Raw genomic sequence first — 23,864 nt, 5'->3', positions numbered from 1 at the left:
GAGACTTGGCGATCTCAAGCTTTTCTGAAGTGGTGAAGGCGACCCCGAGTTTAACTGCTCTCCTTGCGCAGGGTCGTCACGTTGAGGAAGACCTCACGGCTCGTCGGCTATTGTGCCGCTCGGACCCGGGCCGGAATGAAGCTGTTCTGCACCTCGCCCGCACAGTCCAGCACTGGGAACGGCCCGTAGCTTCTCGGTGATCGCAGGCAGGACCTCAAGCACGCGGTCTACGTCATCTTCGCCGTTGTCACGCGACAAGGAGAAGCGGACTGCCCCACATGCCGCGTTCATAGCGATCAGAACATGGCTCGGTTCCAGTGAGCCAGAGGCACAGGCGGACCCGGCGGAACAGGCGATTCCCAGCCGGCTCAGGACAATTGGAATTGCATCGCCTTCGATACCTTCGAATCCAATGTTTGCAGTGTTTGGCAATCGCTCTTGCGGATCGCCGTTGATGGATGTGTTTGGGATGCGCTGGATGATCCCGTTCTCAAGGCGGTCGCGCAACCATTTTATTCGTTTTGTCTCGTCCATGAATTTCAAGGCGAGTTCGGCCGCCATGCCCAGTCCGACTATGCCGGGTGTGTTTTCAGTGCCTGCACGCCGGTCGCGCTCTTGGTGCCCACCCTTGATCATGGAGGAGAAGCGCACGCCACGTCTTACATAAAGCGCGCCTATCCCCTTTGGACCATGCAGCTTGTGGGCGGAGAGCGACAGCATGTCGATCGCGGTCGATTTCAGCTCAATCGGAAGCCTTCCGACCGCCTGCACTGCATCAGTGTGGAAAAGCGCGCCGACTTCCCTGGCTAGATCGGCAAGCTTAACCACGGGAAAGATCGTACCGGTCTCATTGTTCGCCCACATTATCGAGACGATTGCCACTTGTGGGGTGAGGGCGGTTCTGTAGGCGTCCAGGTCGAGCCGGCCGTAGTGATCGACTGGGATAATGTGCACCTTGACGCCGCGCGTCTTCTCAAGGTGCGCGCACAACTTCAGAACGGCCGGATGTTCAACCGCGGAAGTCACTATTTCCGTTCGGTCGGGCATCACCTCCAGCGCCGAAAGGATGGCTGTACTGTCGCTTTCAGTCCCGCCCGAGGTGAAGATGATCTCGTCCTCGAATCCCGCGCCGATGAGGGCTTGCAACTGTTGCCTCGCCTTTCTCACGGCTTCAGCAACCGATGCGCCATAGGCGTGCATGGACGAATGATTGCCAAATTGCTCCGTAAAGAAAGGCAACATCGCTCCAACGACTGCAGGATCAACCCGCGTCGTTGCGTTGTTGTCGAGATAGACAGGGTTCATGGGAGTGATCCTTCAACTGCTGAAATGATTCAAGGGTAGTCGGGCCATTGAACCTCTGGCGCATATCGTATCTGGTAAGGTGGGCGGCCGGGGGAGCGATGGCTTGGCTGACCGGTCGCTGTCGACATTGCCCTTTGGTGGCGGCATCCGCCGGGAATTCAGCTGTTTCGGGCAATTTTGTTTGCTTGCCCACGGCAACGATCGATGATCGCGATTTGGTGCATCACCGAACGCAATTGTTCCGGGCCGACAGTGCGTGTCGGCCGGTTCCAGAGCGCCGGCGGTTACCGGTTCGACGCAGTATTCCTTGGCGTCGCTATAGTCGAACATAGCCTGTTCCCTCGCAATCATTTGCAGGACTTGCCGCAGCCGCACGTCTCACGCGCATTGGGGTTATCGAAAACAAAGCCGGATGTTTCGAGCCCAGTGACGAAGTCCACGGTCATGCCGGCGGCATGGGGTTGGGAGCCTCTATCCATGAACACCTTGAGCCCATCTCGCTCGATGATCGCATCGCCCTCACGTGAGACGCTCTCCAGGCCCATTGAGTATTGGAAGCCGGCGCAGCCGCCGGCATGGACCATGATGCGAAATCCTTCCGCCGGCTCGCTGGCGCGGTAAAGAGCGGCCTTGATGGCGGCAACAGCGTTGTCGGTGAGCGTAATCATGGCTCGATTTCTCCTCGGTCCGGCGTTTTCGTGGATCATCTCGCATGGACCGTGCCAAAGGGAAGACGTGTCAAAAACCGTAGGACATCCCGACGTCTCTTATGCTCGATTGCTGGGGAGACGTCCGACAACCGACACTTACTGTCGGGTTTGTCGCGTCCGCGTCACAGGAAGGGCGCCTGAGTTCGCGATGCACTCACGCGTAAAGCAATGAACAGAGCCAAAGATGTTCAGAGCTTGCCGCGGAGCAACTGGCACGATTTTTGTGAAGCCTTCGTTGCGGCGGCAAAATTGCCGGCCGATTCACCTTTGGGTTGCCCTCGCAATCGAAGAACGAAGGAAAGCAATATGATCCATCAGACCCGCCTTGGTGGGAAAGCAGCACCGCCGGTGGTACCCGAATGCTCGATCGGCCGATTGGCGCCGACCACCCAACAATCGCTCGCTACCGGCGATTGGCCGCTGACCGCCCGGAGACAGGATTCGACTGGCATGTGCCTGACGATCGATCGCGTCCGCCGTGCACATCCCTGAGGCCCGTTTTTCGATCGATCGTCAAAAGAAGAACGGGGCAGGGGTAAAAACATGGATCAGCGCAAGAAGCGGTCGCCCAACGAAATCCGGCGTGCGTGGGAAGTCTGTCCGAACATTCCCGCGCGTGATTTCGCCGCCCAATTGGCCATTTCGGAAGCGGAACTGGTCGCGGCCCATTGCGGTTTCGGCGCGGCACGCATCGACCCGCGCGTCAATCACCTTCTGACGGGCCTCGAATTCGTGGGCGAAGTGACGGCGCTGACCCGCAATCAAGGTGCCGTGCACGAAAAGATTGGCGTCTTCAACAGAGTGATAACCGGCAACAATCACGCCATGGTCCTTGGTGACGAATTCGACCTTCGCGTCTTCCCGCAGGCTTGGAGGTATGGTTTCGCTGTTGAAAGGCGCCATCGCGGCGGAATCCAGCGCAGTTTGCAATTCTTCGACGCCGCCGGCGCAGCAGTGCATAAGGTGCATCTCAGGCCGGTCTCCAACCTTCATGCCTATCGAAAGCTGGTGGCCGAGCTCGTATCCGCCAACCAGGAGCCGACCATGTCGCTTAAGGCGAGAGTAGCCGACCTGGGCGCGAGGACTGCGGACTGGGCCGGCACGGTGGACGACCTACGCGAGTACTGGAGCCGGCTGACTGACGTCAACCTTCTAAAGACGCTCAAGCTCAGCCGCTGCCAGGCTTTGCGCATGGTCGGCCAGGATTACGCTTGGCTGCTCGACAATGCCGCAGTTGGCGCCGTGCTCCAGCGTGCGGCCGAAGACGAATTGCCGATCATGTGCTTCGTCGGCAACCGAGGTTCTATCCAGACCCATTCCGGCTTAATCAAGTCGGTCAAGCAGATCGGGCCGTGCATCCATGTGCTGGACGAAACGTTCCGGCTGCATCTCAGGACCCACCAAATCCGTGAGGTTTGGGCCGTGCGCAAGCCGACCAATGACAGTCACGTCACCTCGCTCGAAGCATATGGGTCCGACGGCAAGATCATCATCCAGTTGTTCGGTGCGCGCAAGGAAGGCGAACGCGAGCGCGACGACTGGCGGGTTCTGGCGGAAAACCTGCCTCGTTTCCCCGACAGCTACATGAGAAAAGACCGATCGTCGTCGGTGGGACGCCGGCGCCCATCTGCCTCCGCAGCCAGTAGCCGGGCATTGAAGCCGAGACCGGGGACACGATGACGCAATAAGCGCGCTGTATTATCGCAACGCGATGAGCAGGAAGCAATTTGGCGCTGCCCCATCGACCGCATGGTTACGACGAAGCCGCGGCCTTTGGGCCGAGCTCAGAGGTGACAATAGCGTGAACGCCGCCGACCGTCACTCCCCACCAGGCGGTCAGGTTTTGCGGTTCGGGCCGAGCAAAAATACTGTCAAGACAGCGAGGAACGTGGCAACCGCGCTGTAGACAAAGACACTGGCAATACCCGTGTGATCCACCAATAGGCCACCGCAAGTTGTGCCGGCTGCGATGGCCACTTGGAAGGTTATGACCATCAGTACACCAGCGCTCTCGGCCTGTTTCGGAGCGGCGCGTAGCACCATCCATGTCTGCAATCCGACCGGGACCGCGCCAAAAGCAAAGCCCCATACGGCAACTGCAATTGCCGAGGTCAAGGCCGATGCTCTCATGGTCAGGAGCGAGACAGCGGCTACGGCAATGAGCAGGGGCGGCAGGGCCGCGACCGCCTTGAGACTGTGTTTGGTGAGGAATGCGCCGGCTAAATTGCCGAAGACGCCGGCCGTGCCAAAAGCAAGGAACACGAGCGGGATTGACTTCTTGTCGAGCGCAGGAACGCTCTCGAGAAAGGCGCGGATGTAGGCGAAGCTGGCAAAATGGCCGGAAGCGACCAATAGCACGACTAGCACCGCAACCTTCATCGCCGGATTCTTCGCGACATCCAGCGGACTGCGGAATCTGCGCACTTCGATCGGAGGCAGTGGCGGAATGGTTACGAGTTGCACGAGCAGCGCAACGGCACTCACGATTGCGGCGACCTTGAACGAGGCTCGCCATCCCCAAATGTCACCGACATAAGCGCCGATTGGAGCCGCGCAGACGGAGGCGACAGAAACGCCGGTGAGGATGACCGACATGGCGCGCGGCATGAGGTGACTTGGAACCAGCCGCATCGCCAACGCTGCCGAAATTGACCAAAAACCACCAAGCGATATGCCAAGGACGACGCGTGCCGCCAGCAAAACCGGCAGCGACCCCGCAACCTCCGCCAGAACGTTCGACAGGATCAGCAGGAGCGTCATCGCCCAGATGACGACCCTGCGGTCCAGACGCTTTGTCACGATGGCGATTATCGGTGCCGAGATCGCCGCGACGATTGCGGCCGCTGTTAGCGCCTGTCCAGCCGTGCCCGTGGTGATACGGAGATCATGCGCGAGCGGTGTCAGAACGCTGGCGGGCAGAAACTCTGCCGTCACAAGCCCGAAGGTGCCGAAGGAAAGCGAAATGATGGCACCCCATGCAGGGCCAGAACGTTGATAGGGACTTTCTGGGTCAAGCCGATCTCGGTCGAACAAAGCCGCGTCCACTAAATCTGTCGCCGATTCGGTCATGAATGAGTTCTCCGGCTAGGAGCTGTTGCAGCAGGGGTGGCTACATCGCCGGGGATCAAAGCCGCGAGACCTTCCGGCGGCGGCCAGTCGGCATCAGTCGAGGCCTCGGAGCCCGACGCATCCGAGGCCTCATCGGAGGGCCGACGGACCCAACCGTCGACAATGCGGGAGAGTTCTCGGCGCGGTCGCATCGATCGCATTCGTCGAAGTGCGGTCTGTTCACTGCGAACCAAGCAAGCCGAACGCGGTGTCCTCGATCGAGGCCTTGATGGGGGGATGATCGACGATCTCTATATTGCTTTGAAGCAGGAAGTTCCGTCGCCATATGTGGTTATCCTGGCAGCCAGAATTGAGCGGTTGTCGCAAGCACCAAGGCGGTCGCAATGAGTGCAACGAGGCGGAAGTCTGATCGATGGCTGCGGTTCGATGGCCGCGCGATCGACAAAATTGAGGTGATGAGTTATCCCTTTTGAAGCCGTTGCTCCCAATTCTGGGATAAGGTAATTGCAGGCGGTCCCAGCAACGTCGGGCGGCCTTTTTGGTGATCGAATTCATGGGACGACACTCTCGGTCCGTGACGCATCTGCGAATGACTCCGCAAGTTCCGTGCCATCAACGACAAATCTGGCTCTGCTGAGCGGGTGGTGGAGGCACGAGCGTGGGCTATCCCAAGAGCTTGCCGCAAGGTTGTTCGAAGTTGAGGTGCCGGATAGACCGCAAATATGTCGGGCGGCCTGGGGTTGGCCAACACGAAGATGCGCAAGTTCAAAAGGACGAGCTGAACCCTTGCCGATATCCATCCGAGGCTGATCTGGAGAAGGTCAAGAACTGCGTCTTGAAGGCTTCCGCCGCACCGGCAAATGCTAAGCCAAGGTGCTGGGCAAGATGGACAGGGCCATCCAACCCGTCGACTGGACGCTCATTAATGGCGTCGGTGTGGCTCTGTAGCTGGCGAGAAAAACGCCCTGCTGAAAGACAAAAGCTCGTGTGGCCGGCTCTGAAGGACGGCCAATGAGGCATGCGAGGAGAGGCTATAGTCCATTCGTGTAGACTGATCTTGTCCTACGGAGGCGGCTAACCACCCCGCCAGACATCATCGAGGGGAGCGCCACTAGGCTCACCCCAAGTGTTGGTCGTTTCCACCTGGTGACCTCGGCCAAGTCACCAAGCCGCTTAGCGCAAGCTTTCGAACTGGATGCTCCCCGGGCACATGATCGGCTAGCGATCCCACCAGTTGAGTTGCTCCAAGTCGCTGTCTAGCATTCTACATTCTGTGTCCGACGCTGGACAAGAATGTTGCAATCCCGACCAGCAAGTCAGCGCAGGCGCCACCTGTTGCCCAGCAAACGGCAAGGATTATCGAAAGACGAATTCGGCACGGAGCTTGCACCGACGATTGCATGCAAATGCCGACAGCATCTCATGAACGGTCTCTCGATTCTGGCGCGGTTAAATCGCGGCCGGTTCCAGATCATGTCCCGCCCGAAATGGTGAGGGACTTCAACCTGTTTACGTCGCCCGGCATGTTGCCGACGGCTAACGGGGATCCGCATGCAGCGGTTGCTTGCGTTCATGCCGGGCCTCCGATCTTTTATTCAACCAGCAACACGCGCGACGGTCGGGGTACCTGGGTCATCACTCGCGCGAGCGACCAGCGCCGGGTGCTGCAGGACACCGAAACGTTTTCCAGCCATCGCAGCATCTTCGCCTCTGTGCTCGGCGAGAGCTGGCCGATGATCCCGCTTGAGCTCGATCCGCCATTCCACGGTGTTTTTCGCTCACTGCTCAATCCGCTGCTTTCGCCAAAGCGGGTAATGGCATTGGAGCCGGCTGTCCGGGAACGAGCGATCAAGCTGATCGACAGGATCGCCGCATCAGGCACGAGCTGCGACATCATGAAGGATTTTGCAGTTCCGTTCGCGGTCAATATCTTCCTTCGCTTTATTGGGCTTTCGGACAACGGACTAGAAACATTTGTCGGCTGGGCTAGAGATCTGCTCCACGGCGATAAGGAGCAACGACCACCCGCAGCCCGGACGATCGTGGCCTTCATCGACGAACTTGCCACCGAGCGCCGCAAGGAGCCGGTCGATGATTTCATGACCTTCATCGTGAAGGCAAAGGTCGAGGGTCGTCTGCTCAGTGACGAAGAAGTCCGTGGCATCGGCGTGCTTGTGTTCGTCGCGGGACTCGACACGGTCTCAGCAGCCATATGCTTCGACTTGGCCCATCTCGCGCGCAACCCCAAAGATCAGGAATTGCTACGAAGCGAACCTGACCGGATTGCCGTCGCTGCGGAAGAATTGCTGCGCGCCTATTCGACCATTCAGATGATCCGAGTGGCAACGAAGGATGTCGACTTCAAAGGCGCGCCGATCCGCAAGGGAGATTATGTTTCCTGTGCCACGATGATTGCCAATCGTGACCCGGCGGAATTCGAATGCCCGAATGAGATCGATCTGGCGCGCGAGGACAACCGGCACGCTGCCTTTGGCTATGGTCCCCATCGTTGTCTTGGCTCACACCTTGCCCGGCGGGAGATTGTCATTGGCCTGGAGGAGTGGCTGGCGCGCATCCCAGCCTTTCGGATCAAGACAGGGACTGAACCTATCACCTTCGGCGGCCATGTGTTCGGGATCGAGAATCTGATCCTGGAATGGTCCTGAAGTTTCAGCCAACGACATTGGAGTTCGCTATGCGTGTCGTCGTACATAAAGCCAGATGCCAGGGTCATGCGCGCTGCTGGGCGCGGGCGCCGAGAGTCTTCAAGCTTGATGACGCCGGCTACATCTTGCCCGGTGATATTGATGTTGCCGATGGGGAGCAACTGCTTGCCTCAAAAGGGGTACGAGCCTGCCCCGAACAAGCTCTGGAAGTTGACGAGCCCCCCGCTAACTCAGTTGTAGAGAGAGACACACGCAAAGTGCAGACTGGCATCGGGAAGGACAAAACAATCATACAATTCGCGACAGACCCTGTCGACCACGCGAAAATTACCGAACTGCGTGACCGAGAGGCGATCCGCAACTGCCTGTATCGGTACTGCCGCGGGATAGACCGCGCCGATGAGGCGGCGCTGCGTAGCGCATACTGGCCCGAAGCGTATGACAGGCACGGTCCCTATTGCGGACCGGCAGAGGACTTCATCCAATTTGCTCTCGGTCTGCCGGGGCACCGTAACATCCATCAAATCACGAACAGCCTGATCGACTTCATCAGTTCAGCAGAGGCCGCGGTCGAGAGCTATTTCACCGCGCTGCAACGCGGACCGGATACAGACCAAGAAATACGTCAGACGCTGCTTTGCGGCCGTTACTGCGATCTGTTTCAGAAGAGGCAGGACGAGTGGCGAATTGCGGAACGGACAGTCGTCTACGATTGGGTTGAGGAGCAAATCCCGCCAGCGATTCTTGAGGCAGATAGGTTCGGCCGGCGACAGCCGATTGGAGCACCACATCCAGACGATCCCATCTACCAGTTGCTCAAGGGTCACATCCCCACCGACCAAGATGGCGTCGAGGGTCCCCAACTGGGAGCTGCATAAGTGGGTAGGAATGGAGGATGAGCGCCCTACGGGAACGACATCTGTGTGGGGCCGCGACTGGCGGTCACTGCAACGATTTGGCTCGGCCCTTCATTCCGCCCAAGGTTGATGGGCTGAGATCACAAGCGGTCATCGTGGAGAAGCTCTCGTGAAACTGGCAGCACGCACCGTAATCATCACAGGCGCTGCGGGCGGGATCGGCCGTGCCCTGGTCGATATCCTTGCCGCGGACGGAGACACTGTAGTTGCGGTGGACCTTCCGGGCAGTGGTGTGGTTGAACTGGCTCGGGATCTCGGGTCGCCGCACGTCGGTCTGGAGTGCGATGTGTCGCGAGAGAAGGACATGCTCTCACTTTTCGGCCAGGTCGAAGCACGGTTCGCGCAAATCGATGTCCTCATCAACAATGCGGCGGTTGGACCCACGATGGATAGGATCATCGACACCGCTGTCGATACCTTCCGACGCGGCGTGACAGTGAACCTTATTGGGCCATTCGTTATGGCCCGGGAAGCGGCGCGGCGCATGAAGCCGGGCGGTGCGATCGTCAATGTGGCTTCGATGGCGGGCGTGGTCGGCAATCCCAGGCGCAACGCCTACGCAGCCTCGAAAGCTGGCGTGATCTCGTTGACAAAGTCCCTTGCATGCGAGTGGGCTATGCGAGGAATCCGCGTCACGGCGGTGGCGCCGGGCTCCGTCCGCACCCCAATGGTCACAGAACTGGCACGCGCTGGCAAAATGGACCTCGCGGCGATACGCCGCCGCGTGCCGATGGGGCGCTTGGCTCGCCCCGACGAGATCGCCAGGGTCGTGCGTTTTCTGAGCAGCACGCAGGCGCGCTACATCACCGGCTCGGTGCTGGCAGTCGACGGAGGCTGGATGTCATTCAACCAGCCGGGGGATGCTCACCCGCCGGTGGATGGTGCGCTCCAAGCCGAGCTCTCCTGTCCGGCCGAATGCACAGATGCGCGAATCGTGCTCGTCACCGGTGGCGCAAAAAGCATTGGCGCGGCCGTCGCTCGCCGCTTTGCCGCGAACGGCGACACCGTCGTGATTGCTGATAAAGATGGCACTGCAGCGGCAGAGCTGGCTACATCGCTCCCCGGCAAGCATCTGGCGAAATCGCTGGACGTGGCCGTCGAGAGCGATGTGGTGTCGATGTTCGAAGAACTGAGGGGACGCTTCGGGTATATCGATGTTCTGGTCAATAGTGCTGATACCGCCGACAGGATTGTGCCTGCGATCGAGCAACTGTCGAAACAGCTCGAACACGTCCTGGATGTCAACCTTACCGGCGCCTTCACCTGCGCGCGCGAAGCGATCAAGGCTATGCGCCCGGGCGGCGTGATCCTCAATCTCGGGTCGATCGACAGCTTTCTGCCGTTCGCGCCGCGCCATGCCTACGGCGCCTCCAAGGCGGGGATGGATATGCTGACCCGTTGCATGGCGGCCGAACTCGGGCCGGTCGGAATTCGGACAGCCACCGTCGCTCCTGGCCACATCCGCACGCCCGCACTTGCTCAGTTGGCCAAAGCCGGCCGCATCGACCTGACAGCAATCGGACGACGCATCCCCATGGGCAGGATGGGACGGCCAGAAGACGTCGCAGATGCATCGTTCTTCCTTGCTTCGTCTGACGCCTCATACATCAACGGCTCGATCCTCTACGTGGACGGCGGCTGGACCTCGTTCGGTGATGCGGGAAACGCCAGCGAGCTCTATGACGAATGTTTTGCGGAGGCCGCAGGTTAATTGCCAGGCCTTCGCAGGGCGACCGGCCGAGCATTATGAAGCCTCGGCTCCACGACGCACCTGAGGTGCTTGAGATCCAAGCATGCGCATGCCGAGCACATTCCCGGTCGGCTGACGTGTCTATAACGAGGAGAAATCATGGAATTTGCCACTTTCATTCTGGCCGCCCAGCGTGGCTATCACCAATCCTCAGAAAGCGTCATCCGCAACTCCATCGAACAGGCCGTCGCTTCGGAGCAGGCTGGGTTCAACACCGCGTGGTTTGCTGAGCACCACTTCAACAATTACAGCCTCATACCATCCCCGCTGATGATGGTGGCGCACTGCGGCGGCTTGACAAGCACGATTCGCCTGGGCACTGCCGTCTGCGTGCTGCCGCTTTACCAACCGCAGCGCCTGCTGTCCGAGATCGGCTTCGCCGACATCGTTGCGAACGGCCGTCTCGAGCTCGGCGTAGGCTTGGGATACCAGCAGTTCGAGTTCGAACGGTTCGGCGTGGACATCGATGAGGCGCCGGCCGTCTTTTCGGAATACCTGGACATCATTCTCAAGGGCCTCAACCAAAACGTCTTCGAACACGACGGCCAGTATGAGAAGATCCCCCCAACAGCGATTTCGGTCCGCACAGTCCAGCAGCCGACGCCGCCTATCTGGATCGCTGGCGGAGCCGCACGGATGGCTCGGGCCTACCGCGAGGGGCACAATTTTTTTGTCACAGCCTTCCACGACGGCTTAGAGACTTTGACCACACTGCGTGAATCAGTCGAGAGGGCGGCGGCATCCGAGGAAAAGAACGTCACCGACGTCAAGATATCGCTGCTGCGCTGCTGCTATGCCAGCCACGACGAGTTGGAGATCAACAGCTATCTCGACAATGCCCGCTTCCAGCGCCGGCTTTCTGAAGCCCTGCATCAGCGTCGCCAACAGAGCCACGATGGCTACCTGCTGCAGGAGACACCGACCCAGCAGGATCTGTCCTTCGAGACCATGCGCAAAAATTTGCCGATTGGCAGCGTAAATCGCGTGATTGATCGCCTGCTGGAAGAGATCGATATCTTGAAACCGGACCAGATCGCAGTTCAGACTCAATTGGGCGACTTCGACCAAAAGACGATGCTGCGCCAGATCGAGCTCTGGGGCGACAAGATCATCCCTGCGGTCAACAAGGCGCTTTGTCATGCCGGAAGCTGAAGCCGGCCGTTACGATGATGGCTGCCTATCCAGCGCGCAATGGCGTGGGTCCGAGCTAGGGAGGAGCTTCGATCAGCATGTGCTGCCCTGCGTACATTCACGTTCGCTTGAGGAGGTCCAGGCGGGCGAGGTGTTGGCGACGGAGGGGACAGGCCTTTCGTCTGTCGAATTGCGTGATGTCTTGGCCGCAACTTTCCCGTCTACCTCCAGCAGCGTATTCGCTTTGGAGGAGTTGAGCGAGCCCGAGCCGGAACTGGAAGAGGAACTGCTACGCCGGCTGCTGCTAGCGCATGCTGCGCCGGCCGACCCGGCGAGCGCCCGCTTGGCCAAGATCATCGCCCGGCGTGCGATGCGCATGGACCATCTTTGGCGGGATCTTGGCCTCTCAAATCGCGCTGAGCTCAGCCGCCTGCTTGCCAGACATTTTCCCGCGCTGGCGGCAGGCAACACAGAAAACATGAAATGGAAAAAGTACTTTTACCGCAAGCTGTGTGAGGCCGAAGGCTTTTCGTCATGCACAGCACCCAGTTGCGGGGAATGCCATGACTTCGAAAGCTGCTTCGGCCCGGAGGAAGTTGAGAGTCGCCTCTCGCCGACCACGAATGTCGGTTAGTCACTTCGCTTGATCGCAGCTGCGGACAAACGCTTATCGCGGCGCCGTCGTATGGAGGAAGGGATGTTCATCGCCTCGCGATATTTGGTGACGGTACGGCGAGCGACATCGATGCCGGTCTCCTTGAGTTGAGCAACGATGTCTTCGTCGGAATGTACCTTGTCGAGCGATTCTTCGGCTATGATTGCCTTGATCCGATGGCAGACAGCTTTGGCGGAGTGCGCATCGCCGCCCTCGCAGGATGCGATTGGCGCAGCGAAAAAATACTTCAGCTCGAACACCCCGCGCGGAGTCAACATGTACCTGTTCGAAGTCACCCGGCTTACCGTCGACTCGTGCATGCCGATCTCGTCAGCGACATTTTTGAGACAGAGAGGCCGCAGATGGGCGGCGCCGTGTGTAAAAAAGGCATCCTGCTGGCGCACGATTTCGGTCGCAACCTTAAGGATCGTCTTAGCGCGCTGCTTGAGACTGCTGATCAGCCAGTTCCCTTTTTCCTGGCAATTGTCGAGAAACGCTTTGCCTTCCGGATTTTGCTTGGTCAGCTGCGAGATTTCGGCGACATAGGTGTGGTTGATCAACACTTTGGGCAGCGTGGCCGGATCAAGCTCCACCCGCCATCCACCTTCGGACTTGGGCATTACCCAGACGTCCGGTACGATGGTTTCCGGCGTCCCGGACTGGAACCGGTCTCCAGGCTTGGGATCGAGCGCGCGGATTTCGTTCCTCATGTCGAGGAGATCCTCCTCGTCGACTCCGCAACGCTGCTTCAATCCCTGAAAATCCCCCCGTGCAAGCATCTCGAGATTGGCGACCAAAGCTGCCATAGCCGGGTCGAACCGGTCTTGCTGGCGCAGCTGAATCTCCAGGCATTCGCTGAGAGTTCGCGCAAAAATGCCCGGCGGATCAAATTGCTGCAAGATTCCGATGACCCGTTCCACATCAGCTTGCCGAACGTTTAACGTCCTGGCCAGATCGAAAAGGTTTACCTGAAGATAGCCAGTGTCCTCCAGATGAGCGGCGAGCTGTCCGGCAATCAGCCGCTCCTGGGGGGTGAACGGGTTGAGGGCGACCTGGCGGGCGACATGGTCGTGCAATGTTTCGGTGTGGGCGGTAAACTCCTCGACGGCAGGTCGATCGTTGCCGCTACTGCGTTGCGACTTCCATTGCCCGCGCCCGCCAGACGGCCCGCCAATGGGCGATTCGCCGATTTCGCTTCTGCTTTGACTGCTCCGCTGATCCACCCCTGGCAGCGGCGAATCGTCGTCAAACGGGTCAGGCTTCAAAACGGGGTTCTTCTCGAGTGCCTGCTGCACGAGCTGATGGAGTTCAGTATGCGTCAATCGCAGCAAGCGAATAGCTTCAATGGCTTGAGGCGATAAGACCATACGTTGCTTCTGGCGTTGAAGCAGGCTTGCTGAGAGATGCATGTTGAACCGTGATCTGCCGAGGAGGCTCTAGTGTGTGCTTGGGTTGTGTGAGACTTTCCACTTCTGGGTCATGCCGCCGCCTTCAATTTGTCGAGAACGTTTTGCGGGGATGAAACGCCATAGGGGTCCGTCTCGCAGTTGTCACAGAAGCCTTCCTCCTCGAACCACTGCTCCACCACGCCATCGTCGATCAGAGCGGCGTATCGCCAGGAGCGCATGCCAAAGCCCAGATTGTCCTTCGCGACCAGCATGCCCATTTTGCGCGTGAACTCGCCCGACCCGTCTGGGATCAGCTCGATCTTCTGCAGCCCCAAGGACTTTCCCCACGCATTCATGACGAAAGCATCGTTGACCGAGACGCAGTAGATCGCGTCAATTCGCAGTTCCAGAAATTGATCATAGAGTTTTTCGAAATCGGGCAGTTGGAAGGTCGAGCAGGTCGGGGTGAAGGCGCCAGGCAGCGAGAACAGGATGATGCGCTTGCCCCCGAAATAATCGTCGGAGGTCTTGTTCTCCCACTGATAAGGATTTGGCCCCCCGATCGACTCATCGCGAACACGCGTGCGAAAGGTCACGAGAGGAACGTTCTTTCTATAGGTCATTGATTTGCTTCCAGGCCAAAGTGGTACGGTGCATTTTTCGGTTAAACTGAAGCGGCATCGACTTCGGTCGACAGTTCCGGCAGCCTCGCGCCTTGGCGTGGTTGCCTCGGACCGGTCTTGTGCAAGACCGCCCCCGAGCAGGCACGTTTAACGGCGACGAGCTTCCGCGGAGACGGGGAATTTTGCTCGCGTGCTTTATCGAGCTTTGAGAGGTAGGCATGGTCTGCAACCGTGATTTTGACTGCGTTCTATCGACCGAGTCGCAAGCGCCATGCCAATTGACCCGATGCCTTGGGTTCACTTCGGTTTTTGCAGCAACTTTCGTGTTGTGCAGTAATGCCGGTCGATATTATTGCTCAAGCAGCACTGGAAATTGGGTGCGACTCCGTTCGGCAAACCCGGCCTTTGTCCGAAGCCGGACACGAATGTCGGAAATAGCCAAACGCCAGGATCTGGGGCGGGTTAAGAAACGTTGCCGTGGGCACCGGCTTCAGCACAATTGCGCCACGCGAGCATGGCTCCCAGCGTCAATGCCGTGCAGCAGCGAGACGAAGTCACTGCAGAATATCAACCTCTGCGAAGTCGTTGAAACCCAGCATGTGCGAGCCGTTCGAGGCGCAGATCAAGGCATGCTCGAGGAAGAGCTCGTGCTCTCGGCAGCAAGTGTTGCGACGTCTGACAAGGATCGTCGCGCTTCAAGGAAAAGAACCTGAATGGTGCACGGCTTGTGAAGGCCGGCGCATGGAAATGGCTGGGCTGATCATCCTCCATGAGGGTTGAATGAAGAGCTGGCCCCTATCTCCCTCAGCTGCAACGGGGGGAGATAGGGCATGTCCGTCTATCGCGCTGGGTAACATTCCTCGGTGATGCAATAAGGGGGAGCAATTTCTCATTTCGGCAGACACGACCCAGCTCTCCTTTCATGCGCTGATTCCCCCAGGGGAAATCGCGACTCCAGGCTTCCTATGCAGCGAATCGCGGTGCTGTCCGATGTCCGACAATGTCGGATGCGGATCGTAGCTGGGCTAGATCCGTCACTTTGCCTCGATGGTTTCCCACTGGCCTTATATCTGCTTCGCCCAAATGCGGCGACATAACCTGTGCGGCATCTGTGAATGGATCGACTTCAATCGAGACCTCGGAGGTCCCGATGCGCGAAGGGAGCTTGCCGATATGACGGCCACCATAGCGAACCACGGTCCGGACGACGAGGGGACTTGGATCGGCGGGCCTGCGGCGCTGGGACACCACCGCCTGGCAATCATCGATATCCAGGGCGGCCGCCAGCCGAGGATGCTCCAGGGGGATGGCCGACCTGACTTGGTGCTCGTCTACACGGGTGAGACTTACAACTACCGCGAGCTGCGTCAACAGCTGGCCGGCCTAGTCCATCGCATGAACACGAGCAGTGACACCGAGGTGGTGCTGCACCGCCCCCGCGAGTAGGGCTCTTCGGCGGGTACACTTTTTTCACGAAATCCGTGAATGTTTCTCGCGACATCATCCCGCAATCGGTGGTGCAGCGGGTGAAGAGCCCGTATCCGGCTATCCAGAATGCCGCCTACGACAAAATACTACGTACGCGGTTCACTGTGATGCTGGACGACCTAGTTGTGGAGCTTCAACAGGTTGTCCTCGATCAGGGCGAGGCGACTGATAGGCGTTTTTGACTTTAGGCTGCCATGTGGACGATGCCAATTGTATCTGTGCAGCCAGACAGGCAGTTCGGCGGCACGATGATCGGATGTCGGATAGGCAATGGCGTAGGCCCATTCGCGCAGTGCTGTCTGGATGAAGCGCTCGGCCTTGCCATTGGTCTTGGGCGTATAGGGTCTTGTCGTGACGTGCTTGAGGCCGAGATCGCGGCAGGCCTTGGCGAAGGCCTTTGATCTGTAGCAGGAGCCGTTGTCGGTCATGACGCGGGCTATCGTGACGCCGAGGCTGGCGTAATAGGCGACCGCGGCCTTGAGGAAGGCGATGGCGCACTCCTTTTTCTCGTCGGGCAGGATTTGCGAGAAGGCGATGCGGGACGCGTCGTCGATGCAGACATGGACGAACTCCCAGCCGGCGCCGCGCGACTTGCCCTTTTGCGGATCGCCGGTGATACGATGGCCGACTTGGCTGAAGCGGCCGAGCTTCTTGATGTCGATATGGATCATCTCGCCGGGATGCTCCCGCTCGTAGCGCCGGACCGGTTCGGCCGGCTCGATATCCCTGAGCCGCGACAGCCCGGCACGCTTGAGAACCCGGCTGACGGTGGCGGGCGAGACGCCGACCTCATGGGCGATGTGCTTGCCGGTCAGCCGCTGGCGACGCAAGGCTGCGATGCGCTCGGCCACGGACTGTTCGGTCAGGCTCGGCATGACGGTGGGCCGCGACGAGCGGTCGACCATGCCGGCCCGCCCTTTGGTCTTATAGCGCTCGACCCAGCGCGCCACGATCTTGGCCGACACGCCATAGACGCGCGCCGCATGGGCTTTGGAAAAAGCGCCTTCTATCACCGATAACGCCATCTCCTCTCGACGCAGCGGTGTGAGACGGGCATTCTTGTGGATGTTCATTCGGACCCTCCGATGGATGCTGAAGCGTGGTAACTCCAGTCTCCTCGGTCCGGTCCGAATGGACAACCTCTCGAAAGCTCACACCTAGGATGGGTGCTGCCACGCGGCTCGGACTCAGCGTGCATTATCACGTAAATGTTGAGAGAATGAATGGCGCCGCGAAGGGCAATTCCAGCCGTCCAAAGCGACAGGCGTGTCGCGGCCTCGACATTGCAGTGGCGCTTACCTAACACGGCCTCACACTGCCCTCTAAACGGCCCCGAATTTGAACTGACGGCCCCTGGCCGGTTCATCGGGCAGGTCAAGGGCTAGGTGTAGTACACAGGGCTCATAACTTTCAGTTTCTAGTTGGTACGATGGGCCGTGGACGGTCGATGCAGACTTCAAGATGGCGAACGAAGCTCTCCATGCGTGCGTTGTCGAGGCAAGTGCCTTTGCCATGCTCGCGACTGGAGAGATTTCAAAATGAGCCTTGTAAGCGGAGAATGCCGCCGACGCTGTTCGGCTTGCTCGTGCCCTTGACGGCGGTAGGCTCGGCAGGGCCGAGGCCAGAGTTGCCGTAGTGGTCGTAATCGACCTCGGCTGTGACCGTGAAGCCGGGAACGACCATGTAGGCGACGTTTGCAGCCACACCAGCATCCTTGAGCTGATCACCCGAGACCTGAAGGTTGAACGAAGTTTTCTCGTCAAACTCGTAGGTGGCGCCCGCCCAGAAAGCCCACTGGCCGTTCCAGATTTTGTACGAGCCGCGCCCATGATTGGCAATTGCGCCGTTTGAGTCCTCGTTGAGACTGGCATTGGAACCGTAGCCGAAGAGTCCAAACAGCGACAGCTGGTTTGTGACAGCGACGTCGACGCGGATCTTGCCGGCAAAAGCTTCGTAATTGCTGTCATAAGCCGCGACGCCGATGATCGAGCCCCAGCCTTGCGTGTATTTCAAGCCGGCGACAACGTGCGGAATATAGCTGTCGATAGTACCGGCTGAGCCCGATCCTTGTTCGAGCGAAATCACAGTCGAAATGCCGTTGCCGGCGTCGAAGTGGTACTGAGCCACGTTGGTGTCGAAGCCGGCCGACGGAACGAGCATACTATCGAGAACGTTGCCAGCGTAGCTTGCAAACGTATCGAAGGCCGACCCCTCCTTGCCAACTCGCAGGCCTCCCAGCTCGACCCAGGCAGAAGCCAGTGCGAGGCCGCTGTTGAAATCATAGTTCTGAGGACTGTCATGCGAGTTAGCGCTGTTGCCAAAATTCACCTGGGTTTCGGTATAGGTCGTCAACGCGCCGAGCTCGGTCTGCTGGCCGGTCCAAGTTTTGAACGTGAAGCGTGTGCTGTTTCGCCAAGTGCCTTGGTCCTCGCCAGTTCTCACGTCCGAGGTTCTTGCGCTGTCATACGATCGGACGTCACCCAGGCCGATATCGTAACGGACATAGCCGCCGATGCGCAGGCAGGTCTCGGTGTTGGGAATATAGGAATATCCCGAGCCGAGGACGTCGCAGATCTTGATGTACTCGGCCGGTTCCCGCTCGGCGCCAGCTGCTCGACCGACGGAAATGGTCATCAGAGCAGTTAAGCCGAGAAGAGGACTCTTGATGTACATGTCTAGATCTCCATGAAGGAATAAAAAGGATAGAGGCGAAAGAGCAAGCTTTTCCTCTAAATTTTGTGCGTGTTGTCTCCAATATGTGGACGCCAAAGCGCTTGACACGAGAGGTGAGCCAGCGTAAAAGCCACATGTACTTATAATAGTGTTTTCTGCTAGGAGATTCATTATCGTTTACATGTGAAACACTCCGGTCGGACCGCTGCAGCTCTCCGAATAGAGCAGCAAGCGACATGCCAACCTGAAGCGTAGATGCGGCCGACACCAAAATCGGGCCGACGCGCCTTCGTCTCGCTGGAATCACTTTTTTTGAGGGTCACTGCGAAAAGAAATGTGCGACACGGTTCGCCATGTTCGATATGTGACAGTCTCGTTTAACAGCGACGGCTTCCCGTCTGACCGCAACGGAGGCCGCGCCATCCGCTACCGAGAAGGATCACTGCGCGTACGCTCCGCAAGGGCTGCGCCAGGAACAGAGGGCGTGCACGTCCGAGGCGTCGCATGGTGGCCGCAGCACCTTTTCGCCGCTGTAAGTTCGCCGTGCAGGTACATTGCGCGGCCGGAAGCGAGAGGGAGCGCACCCTGAAACGGCTGCCTACGGCTCGCCTCGAGTAATTGGCGATGAACAGTATTCTCGAGAACTTAGTCTCGACGGAAAGAGCAACGAAAGGAAGCCGCTTGGACGAGCACGATCCGAAGGAAGAACCGATCGAGACCATTTTCCGCAACGGCACAATCACTGCCGTGGGTATCCTGCTTGCCTTTTCCCTCGGCTTCCTCACTCATTGGGCCGCGAACCCCTTGCCATGGCAACTCTACGATCTGTTCGCCGTAGTGCCGATCCTGCTCGGCATCGCACTGCAGATGAGAGCGCTGTCCATGCTGCTCGACATGAGTTCCTTGCGGCGCCCCATCTACGAACGCGCCAATCGCATTTTCATGGTCGGCCTCATCCAGACCGCGTGTGGCGTCGGCATGGCCATCTTGGTCGATCTTTTCGGGATATCGGTAGGGGGCACGCTGCCCGGCGCTTGACGACAAGCCACACCGCTCTTCGCTCGAAGCGACGTCAAGCCGGGGAACCTTGTGCACCCCCTAGCGGCGTCCTCCTTTCATCAAATGAGCCGACGTCAGCTTTAGAGCGTCTCGGTGGCTAAAGCCGGTATGGTTTTTCGGCCGGCAGGGAAGGCCGCTGGCTGGACCTGGATGGCGTCTGAACGAGGCTTGACAGGTCCGTTGCGTCGGACATGAATTTCGCATTGCAAAGTTCTTCCGCAGACGCCTCAAGCACACTGCACTGGCGTCACGTACTCAGACGTTGAATGCGGCACCGCACCATCACCTCAGGCGCAACCATGGCACGCGCGCTCCCCGGCGTGGTTGACCCCATCCTGTCCAAACGAGACTGCGACATAAGCGGGACGCACTGACTTAGGTCAGAGACCAGGACGAGCGCGCAACGAAAGAATGATGGATGAGCGACGTGGGATGACAGCTCCTTGCACACCTCAATCCTGACAAAGTACCGGGACCCCCGGCCGCCTTGGTATACCATCTATCCGACTGTGCCAGACTTCTCTGCGGCAGTTGGTGCTGACGATTATGAGGAATGGCTGGGGGGCCTCCCGGCCGACGAATCGGTGTCGCTCTATTTCCACATTCCGTTTTGCCGATCCATGTGCTGGTATTGCGGCTTCCCTACCGCGGTCATCCGTCGCAACGGCCCGATCCTTAATTATTTAGCGGTGCTGCGTCAGGAGATCAGTTTGGTGTCGGAGCAAGTGCGGCAAGGGCTGCCGGTGAGCGATGTGCATTTCGGCGGCGGAACGCCTCACCTTATCGGGCCAGCCGAGCACTTGGCGCTGATGGAATTTCTACGCCGCCACTTCGCTTTCAGCAAAACTGCTGCGATCGCCGTGGAGATCGATCCCCGAACGTTCACACCGGAAATGGCCGAAGCCCTGGCAGCTAACGGTGTCAACCGCGCGAGCATCGGATGCAGAGCTTTGATCCCGATGTGCAAAGGCGATCAATCGGATCCAGAGTAAGGTGCAGACGGCCGCTGCAGTCCAAAATCTCCGCCGGCATGGCGTTGGCCATATCAACTTCGACCTCATCTTCGGTCTACCGAAACAGACTGTGCAGTCCTGCATCCAGACCGCGATGGCTGCGGTCGCCATGCGCCCCAACCGGCTTGCGGTGTTCGGATACGCGCATATTCCTTCCGTGATAAAGAATCAGCGCCTAATCGAGCAGGCAGGTCTACCGGACGGCGATCTTCGCGCCGAACAGGCTGCAACTGTCGCCGAGACACTGGTTGGCGCTGGCTACCGGGAGATCGGGCTCGATCATTTCGCTCCGCCGGACGACGAACTTGCGCTAGCGCCAGAAGACCGGGCGCCTACGGCGTAATTCGCTGGGATACTCGGCCGATACTTGCAAAACGTGATCGGCTTCGGCGCGTCGGCTATTGGCCGAGTCCGCGAGGGGTATGTTCAGAACGAAGTAACACGGGATTCTTACGCCCGGCACATCGCAAGTGGACGTCTGGCGACATCAAAGGGTCACCGTCTGACCGACGATGACCGGGTGCGCGCAGCGATCATCGAGCGACTGATGTGCGATTTGGAGGCCGACGTGCCGACCATCTGTGCCGCCCACGAAATCGAACCAGCTCGTTTTCTCGATTCAGTTGAGAGTTTGGTGACGCTGGCTGAGGAGGGGATCCTGGACGTCGAAAACGGCTTCATCCGCGTGCGGCCGGAGCACCGCTTTGTTGTTCGCGCCGTTGCTGCTGCATTCGATGCTTTTCTCGCGAATCGATGAGTTGAGGCCACGACGCCGAAAGGCATCAGACCTTGTTTGGCGCTCGTCGGCATGGGCTCTCGCAGAAGACTCCGCAAGCGTATGCAGGGGACTTCCACTTGACGCCGCGTTCACCATCATCTCGCCTGGGTGCGCGCGAAAGCGCACAACCCGGAGCACGCTGCTCTCGGTGTGAGGCTGTGCTCTGCAAAGCACCGGTGATCCACCCTGTCCCTGGACAGCAGCTTGATGGCGTCATCTTGGAGGACGAGAAAAGATTGTCGAGGTACGGGTACGAATTGCCTCGGTCGTCCGTTCAATCGAAAGCACTGTCTGCGGAGGCACCTCTCCTTCATGCAGTGACAGGAGATGCTGGGCGACTTCCTTATCTGCTGCGGTGAGTCGATGATTTAGGCGGAGAAAGTCCATCCAGGTGGGGGTGCGGAATGTCTCCGTCCAAAGTGACGGTGTTTGCAGATTTCGCTGGAGCGTCCAGTTTCGTGCACCGGCACGGCTCTGGACGTGTCGCCGCGTGCGCATGGAGCCCAGAAAGGCCTCGATATTTTCCTCCGATATCAAATACTCGACCTTGGCCACGATAGGGCCACTTCTGGGTTTCAGATCGAGAGCCACGTCCGGCGGATGAAAAACTGAACTTTCTTGATCGGTTTCTTCCCAGGGACGGACCGGCAACACGATCCCCGCTGCTGCAACCAGCAACAGAGCGCCTGCGGCGCCCTCCAATGCTGAGGTCAAGGAATAGTTTTGCGCGACAGAACCCCAGATCCAGCTGCCAGCAGCCATACCGCCTGCGCTCAAGGCGTAGTAAATGGAGAGCGTGCGGCCTACAACCCACCTTGGGCTTGCCAACTGCACCGACACGTCAATGCCCGTCCAGGTGATAAGCCAACCCGCTCCGCCGAGCGCCAGCGAAATGGCCGCCACAGGAAGCGACGATGTAAGGGCAAGGGAGAGGCAACAGACTGCACAAGCCACAGAGGCGAAGGCCACCAGCCTGTTTTGAGACGTGACCTTCCTCAAGAAGCCGTTGCCCATACCCGCGATGAAAGCACCCATGCCGAAGCCGGCCAATAAGATACCGTAGACAATTGGCCCACTCTTCAACTGATCCCGGACGACGAGGGGGAGCAACGCCAGAATGGAGATGCTTGCCAACCCGAAAAGAGCGGCTCGGGCGGTCGCTGCCCTGATCTCCAAAGACATCGCCGTAAAGCGCACTCCGTCATGAATTGCCGTCGTCATTCTCTCACGAGGGAGAGGCGAAGAGCGGACCTCCCATTTGGTGCGCCATATCGCGCTTATGGGCGCCAGATCACTCACCGCAGCCAAGGCGAAAGCGGCCAGCGGCCCAAAGACGGCCAGGATCACGCCCCCCAAGGCTGGACCAACGCTGCGCACAATGTTGTATCCGACGGACATAAGCGTCACTGCGGCCGGAATGTCGCGTTTGTGAAGGATATCGCCGACCGAAGCGTGCCAAGCCGGATCATTCAAGGCAAAGCCGCAGCCGGCCAGGAAACCTAACCCGAGAATCAGCCAAGGACTGACAAATCCCAGACCCACAGAAATCATCAGCGTCGTCGACGCCGATGCTATCAGGCAGTGTCCCGCAAACATCACCCACCGGCGGCTGAAGTTGTCGGCAATGGCTCCGGCGAAAACTGAGAGGAAGAACACCGGCAATGTGGATGCGGCCTGGACGAGTGCCACCATGAGGTCGGACGCTGAAATCGTTGCCATAAGCCAACTGATGGCGACCGTTTGCACTAGCCAACCGAGGCTGGAAATCTGGGTGGCCGCCCAAATTGAGCGAAACACCTTGTTTCGAAATGGGGCGAGCGTCTTTGAAACGGGCGGTTGGGGATTTTCGCTCTGCATGAGGTATTGCTGGCCTTCGATGAGCGCTGCGATTTGAGCAAGCGGGTCGATACTTAGACATCGCGGAGCACCGCACGGACCCCAGCTCTATGGAGCTTGCCGGCGACTATTTGCGTATTGAGCCATTCTCATAGTCTCATTCATGAGCAGTCCTGTGCGCAAGCATTGCTTTGCTAAATTCCCACCACAAGCGCGCCGCCGCTGAGACCCGCACCCGCTGCCGCCAAGAGGACTTTCTCGCCAGGCCGAAACGGCTGCGCCCGATGGGCCAGCGACAATGAGAGCGGGATCGTCGCGGCGGAAGAGTTGCCATATTCGGCGATCGTCTTGACGATCGAGTGATCAGCGATGCCGAGGTTCCTGCCGACCGCGTCGAAAATGCGCGCATTGGCCTGATGCGGCACGAAACGATCGAGGTCTTGCGGCCTCAGTCGGGCAGCAGTGAGCGCATCTCTCGAGCAGGCGGTCATCATCTCCACGGCCTTGCTGAATACTTCACGGCCGTCAGTGATCGTCATCCGTGTCTGCGCGAGGTCGAGGTCGGCATGGAACGGAGTGTTGCTTCCCCCGGCGGGAATCTGGATTAGCCCGTAGCGCGAGCCGTCGGAATCCACCGAAGCGCCGAGAATGCCTCGATCCGGGTCATCGCAAGGACTGATCACCATGGCGCCGGCGGCATCGGCAAACAGCACGGCGCTGGCGCGCTCGGCCAAATTGATGCGGTGGCTGAGGATGTTGGCGGCGATGACAAGGCTCGCTTTGCCGTGCAGGCGGGTGAACCC

Annotated in this window: 17 protein-coding genes and 3 pseudogenes; 11 read left to right on the top strand and 9 right to left on the bottom strand. The window is 59.1% G+C overall.

Going from position 1 to position 23,864, the window contains the following annotated elements:
* Positions 1–93: 93 nt before the first annotated feature.
* The gene (gene nifS, locus EN969_RS00280) at positions 94–1,305 is read right to left on the bottom strand and encodes a cysteine desulfurase NifS (protein WP_063169388.1); all 1,212 of its coding nucleotides are present in this window, start codon (positions 1,303–1,305) and stop codon (positions 94–96) included.
* Between the two features lie 347 nt (positions 1,306–1,652).
* Positions 1,653–1,973, bottom strand: a complete 321-nt coding sequence (locus EN969_RS00275; RefSeq protein ID WP_029356570.1) for an iron-sulfur cluster assembly accessory protein — start codon at positions 1,971–1,973, stop codon at positions 1,653–1,655.
* 210 nt (positions 1,974–2,183) lie between these two features.
* Here EN969_RS00275 and EN969_RS00270 point away from each other — a divergent pair, with 210 nt between their 5' ends.
* A complete protein-coding gene (locus tag EN969_RS00270; RefSeq protein ID WP_126066777.1) occupies positions 2,184–2,507 on the top strand; it encodes a hypothetical protein in 324 nt (107 codons plus the stop codon).
* Between the two features lie 51 nt (positions 2,508–2,558).
* Positions 2,559–3,590 (top strand): annotated as a pseudogene (locus EN969_RS00265) (ChuX/HutX family heme-like substrate-binding protein); the annotation flags it as partial.
* Positions 3,591–3,851: 261 nt separating this feature from the next.
* Here EN969_RS00265 and EN969_RS00260 read toward each other — a convergent pair.
* Complete coding sequence (locus EN969_RS00260; protein ID WP_063169386.1) at positions 3,852–5,084, bottom strand: MFS transporter; 1,233 nt, start codon at positions 5,082–5,084, stop codon at positions 3,852–3,854.
* A gap of 1,487 nt (positions 5,085–6,571) precedes the next feature.
* On the opposite strand from EN969_RS00260, the gene EN969_RS00255 reads away from it, so the two are divergent.
* From EN969_RS00255 to EN969_RS00235, 6 genes and pseudogenes are all read left to right on the top strand, one after another.
* Positions 6,572–7,750 (top strand): cytochrome P450, encoded by a 1,179-nt coding sequence (locus EN969_RS00255; protein ID WP_063169385.1) that lies wholly within the window; start codon positions 6,572–6,574, stop codon positions 7,748–7,750.
* A pseudogene (locus tag EN969_RS35730) lies at positions 7,741–7,902 on the top strand (ferredoxin); the annotation flags it as partial. The gene EN969_RS00255 and the pseudogene EN969_RS35730, both read left to right, overlap by 10 nt.
* A 138-nt stretch (positions 7,903–8,040) precedes the next feature.
* Positions 8,041–8,628 (top strand): nuclear transport factor 2 family protein, encoded by a 588-nt coding sequence (locus tag EN969_RS00250; RefSeq protein WP_050580531.1) that lies wholly within the window; start codon positions 8,041–8,043, stop codon positions 8,626–8,628.
* A gap of 148 nt (positions 8,629–8,776) precedes the next feature.
* On the top strand, positions 8,777–10,378 hold the full coding sequence (locus EN969_RS00245) for an SDR family oxidoreductase (protein WP_063169384.1): 1,602 nt from the start codon (positions 8,777–8,779) through the stop codon (positions 10,376–10,378).
* 138 nt (positions 10,379–10,516) lie between these two features.
* Positions 10,517–11,569, top strand: coding sequence for an LLM class flavin-dependent oxidoreductase (locus EN969_RS00240; RefSeq protein WP_063169383.1), 1,053 nt, complete (start codon positions 10,517–10,519; stop codon positions 11,567–11,569).
* Entirely contained in the window at positions 11,556–12,182 is a 627-nt protein-coding gene (locus EN969_RS00235; RefSeq protein WP_063169382.1) for a nitrogen fixation protein NifQ, read from the top strand. The genes EN969_RS00240 and EN969_RS00235 overlap by 14 nt, the downstream gene beginning before the upstream one ends.
* Here EN969_RS00235 and rpoN read toward each other — a convergent pair.
* Together rpoN and EN969_RS00225 are read right to left on the bottom strand one after the other, a co-directional pair.
* On the bottom strand, positions 12,179–13,612 hold the full coding sequence (rpoN, locus tag EN969_RS00230) for an RNA polymerase factor sigma-54 (RefSeq protein ID WP_063169381.1): 1,434 nt from the start codon (positions 13,610–13,612) through the stop codon (positions 12,179–12,181). The genes EN969_RS00235 and rpoN overlap by 4 nt on opposite strands.
* A 68-nt stretch (positions 13,613–13,680) precedes the next feature.
* Positions 13,681–14,214 carry a peroxiredoxin gene (locus EN969_RS00225; RefSeq protein WP_063169380.1) on the bottom strand — a complete coding sequence of 178 codons (534 nt, stop codon included), beginning with the start codon at positions 14,212–14,214 and terminating at the stop codon, positions 13,681–13,683.
* 1,173 nt (positions 14,215–15,387) lie between these two features.
* Between EN969_RS00225 and EN969_RS00220 the strand changes: the two genes are divergently transcribed.
* Positions 15,388–15,660 (top strand): hypothetical protein, encoded by a 273-nt coding sequence (locus EN969_RS00220; protein WP_199489650.1) that lies wholly within the window; start codon positions 15,388–15,390, stop codon positions 15,658–15,660.
* 161 nt (positions 15,661–15,821) lie between these two features.
* Here the strand turns inward: EN969_RS00220 and EN969_RS00215 are convergent, their stop codons facing one another.
* Together EN969_RS00215 and EN969_RS00210 are read right to left on the bottom strand one after the other, a co-directional pair.
* A complete protein-coding gene (locus EN969_RS00215) occupies positions 15,822–16,775 on the bottom strand; it encodes an IS481 family transposase (protein ID WP_063169377.1) in 954 nt (317 codons plus the stop codon).
* Positions 16,776–17,235: 460 nt separating this feature from the next.
* Positions 17,236–18,375, bottom strand: coding sequence for a porin (locus tag EN969_RS00210; RefSeq protein WP_063169258.1), 1,140 nt, complete (start codon positions 18,373–18,375; stop codon positions 17,236–17,238).
* A gap of 681 nt (positions 18,376–19,056) precedes the next feature.
* Here EN969_RS00210 and EN969_RS00205 point away from each other — a divergent pair.
* On the top strand, positions 19,057–19,413 hold the full coding sequence (locus tag EN969_RS00205) for a hypothetical protein (protein WP_024505577.1): 357 nt from the start codon (positions 19,057–19,059) through the stop codon (positions 19,411–19,413).
* A 464-nt stretch (positions 19,414–19,877) separates the two neighbouring features.
* A pseudogene (gene hemN, locus EN969_RS00200) lies at positions 19,878–21,204 on the top strand (oxygen-independent coproporphyrinogen III oxidase).
* A 234-nt stretch (positions 21,205–21,438) separates the two neighbouring features.
* On the opposite strand, the gene EN969_RS00195 reads toward hemN, so the two are convergent.
* On the bottom strand, positions 21,439–23,082 hold the full coding sequence (locus EN969_RS00195; protein ID WP_063169257.1) for an MFS transporter: 1,644 nt from the start codon (positions 23,080–23,082) through the stop codon (positions 21,439–21,441).
* A gap of 173 nt (positions 23,083–23,255) precedes the next feature.
* Positions 23,256–23,864 (bottom strand): 3-oxoacyl-[acyl-carrier-protein] synthase III C-terminal domain-containing protein (locus tag EN969_RS00190; RefSeq protein ID WP_281059993.1); only part of this gene is annotated, 609 nt, incomplete at its 5' end.

It is taken from the genome of Mesorhizobium sp. M7A.F.Ca.CA.003.01.2.1 (assembly GCF_003998945.1).
In the GTDB taxonomy this organism is placed as follows: domain Bacteria; phylum Pseudomonadota; class Alphaproteobacteria; order Rhizobiales; family Rhizobiaceae; genus Mesorhizobium; species Mesorhizobium ciceri.
The sequence above is the reverse complement of the archived record's forward strand: the minus strand, read 5'-3'. Positions and strand labels throughout refer to the sequence as shown.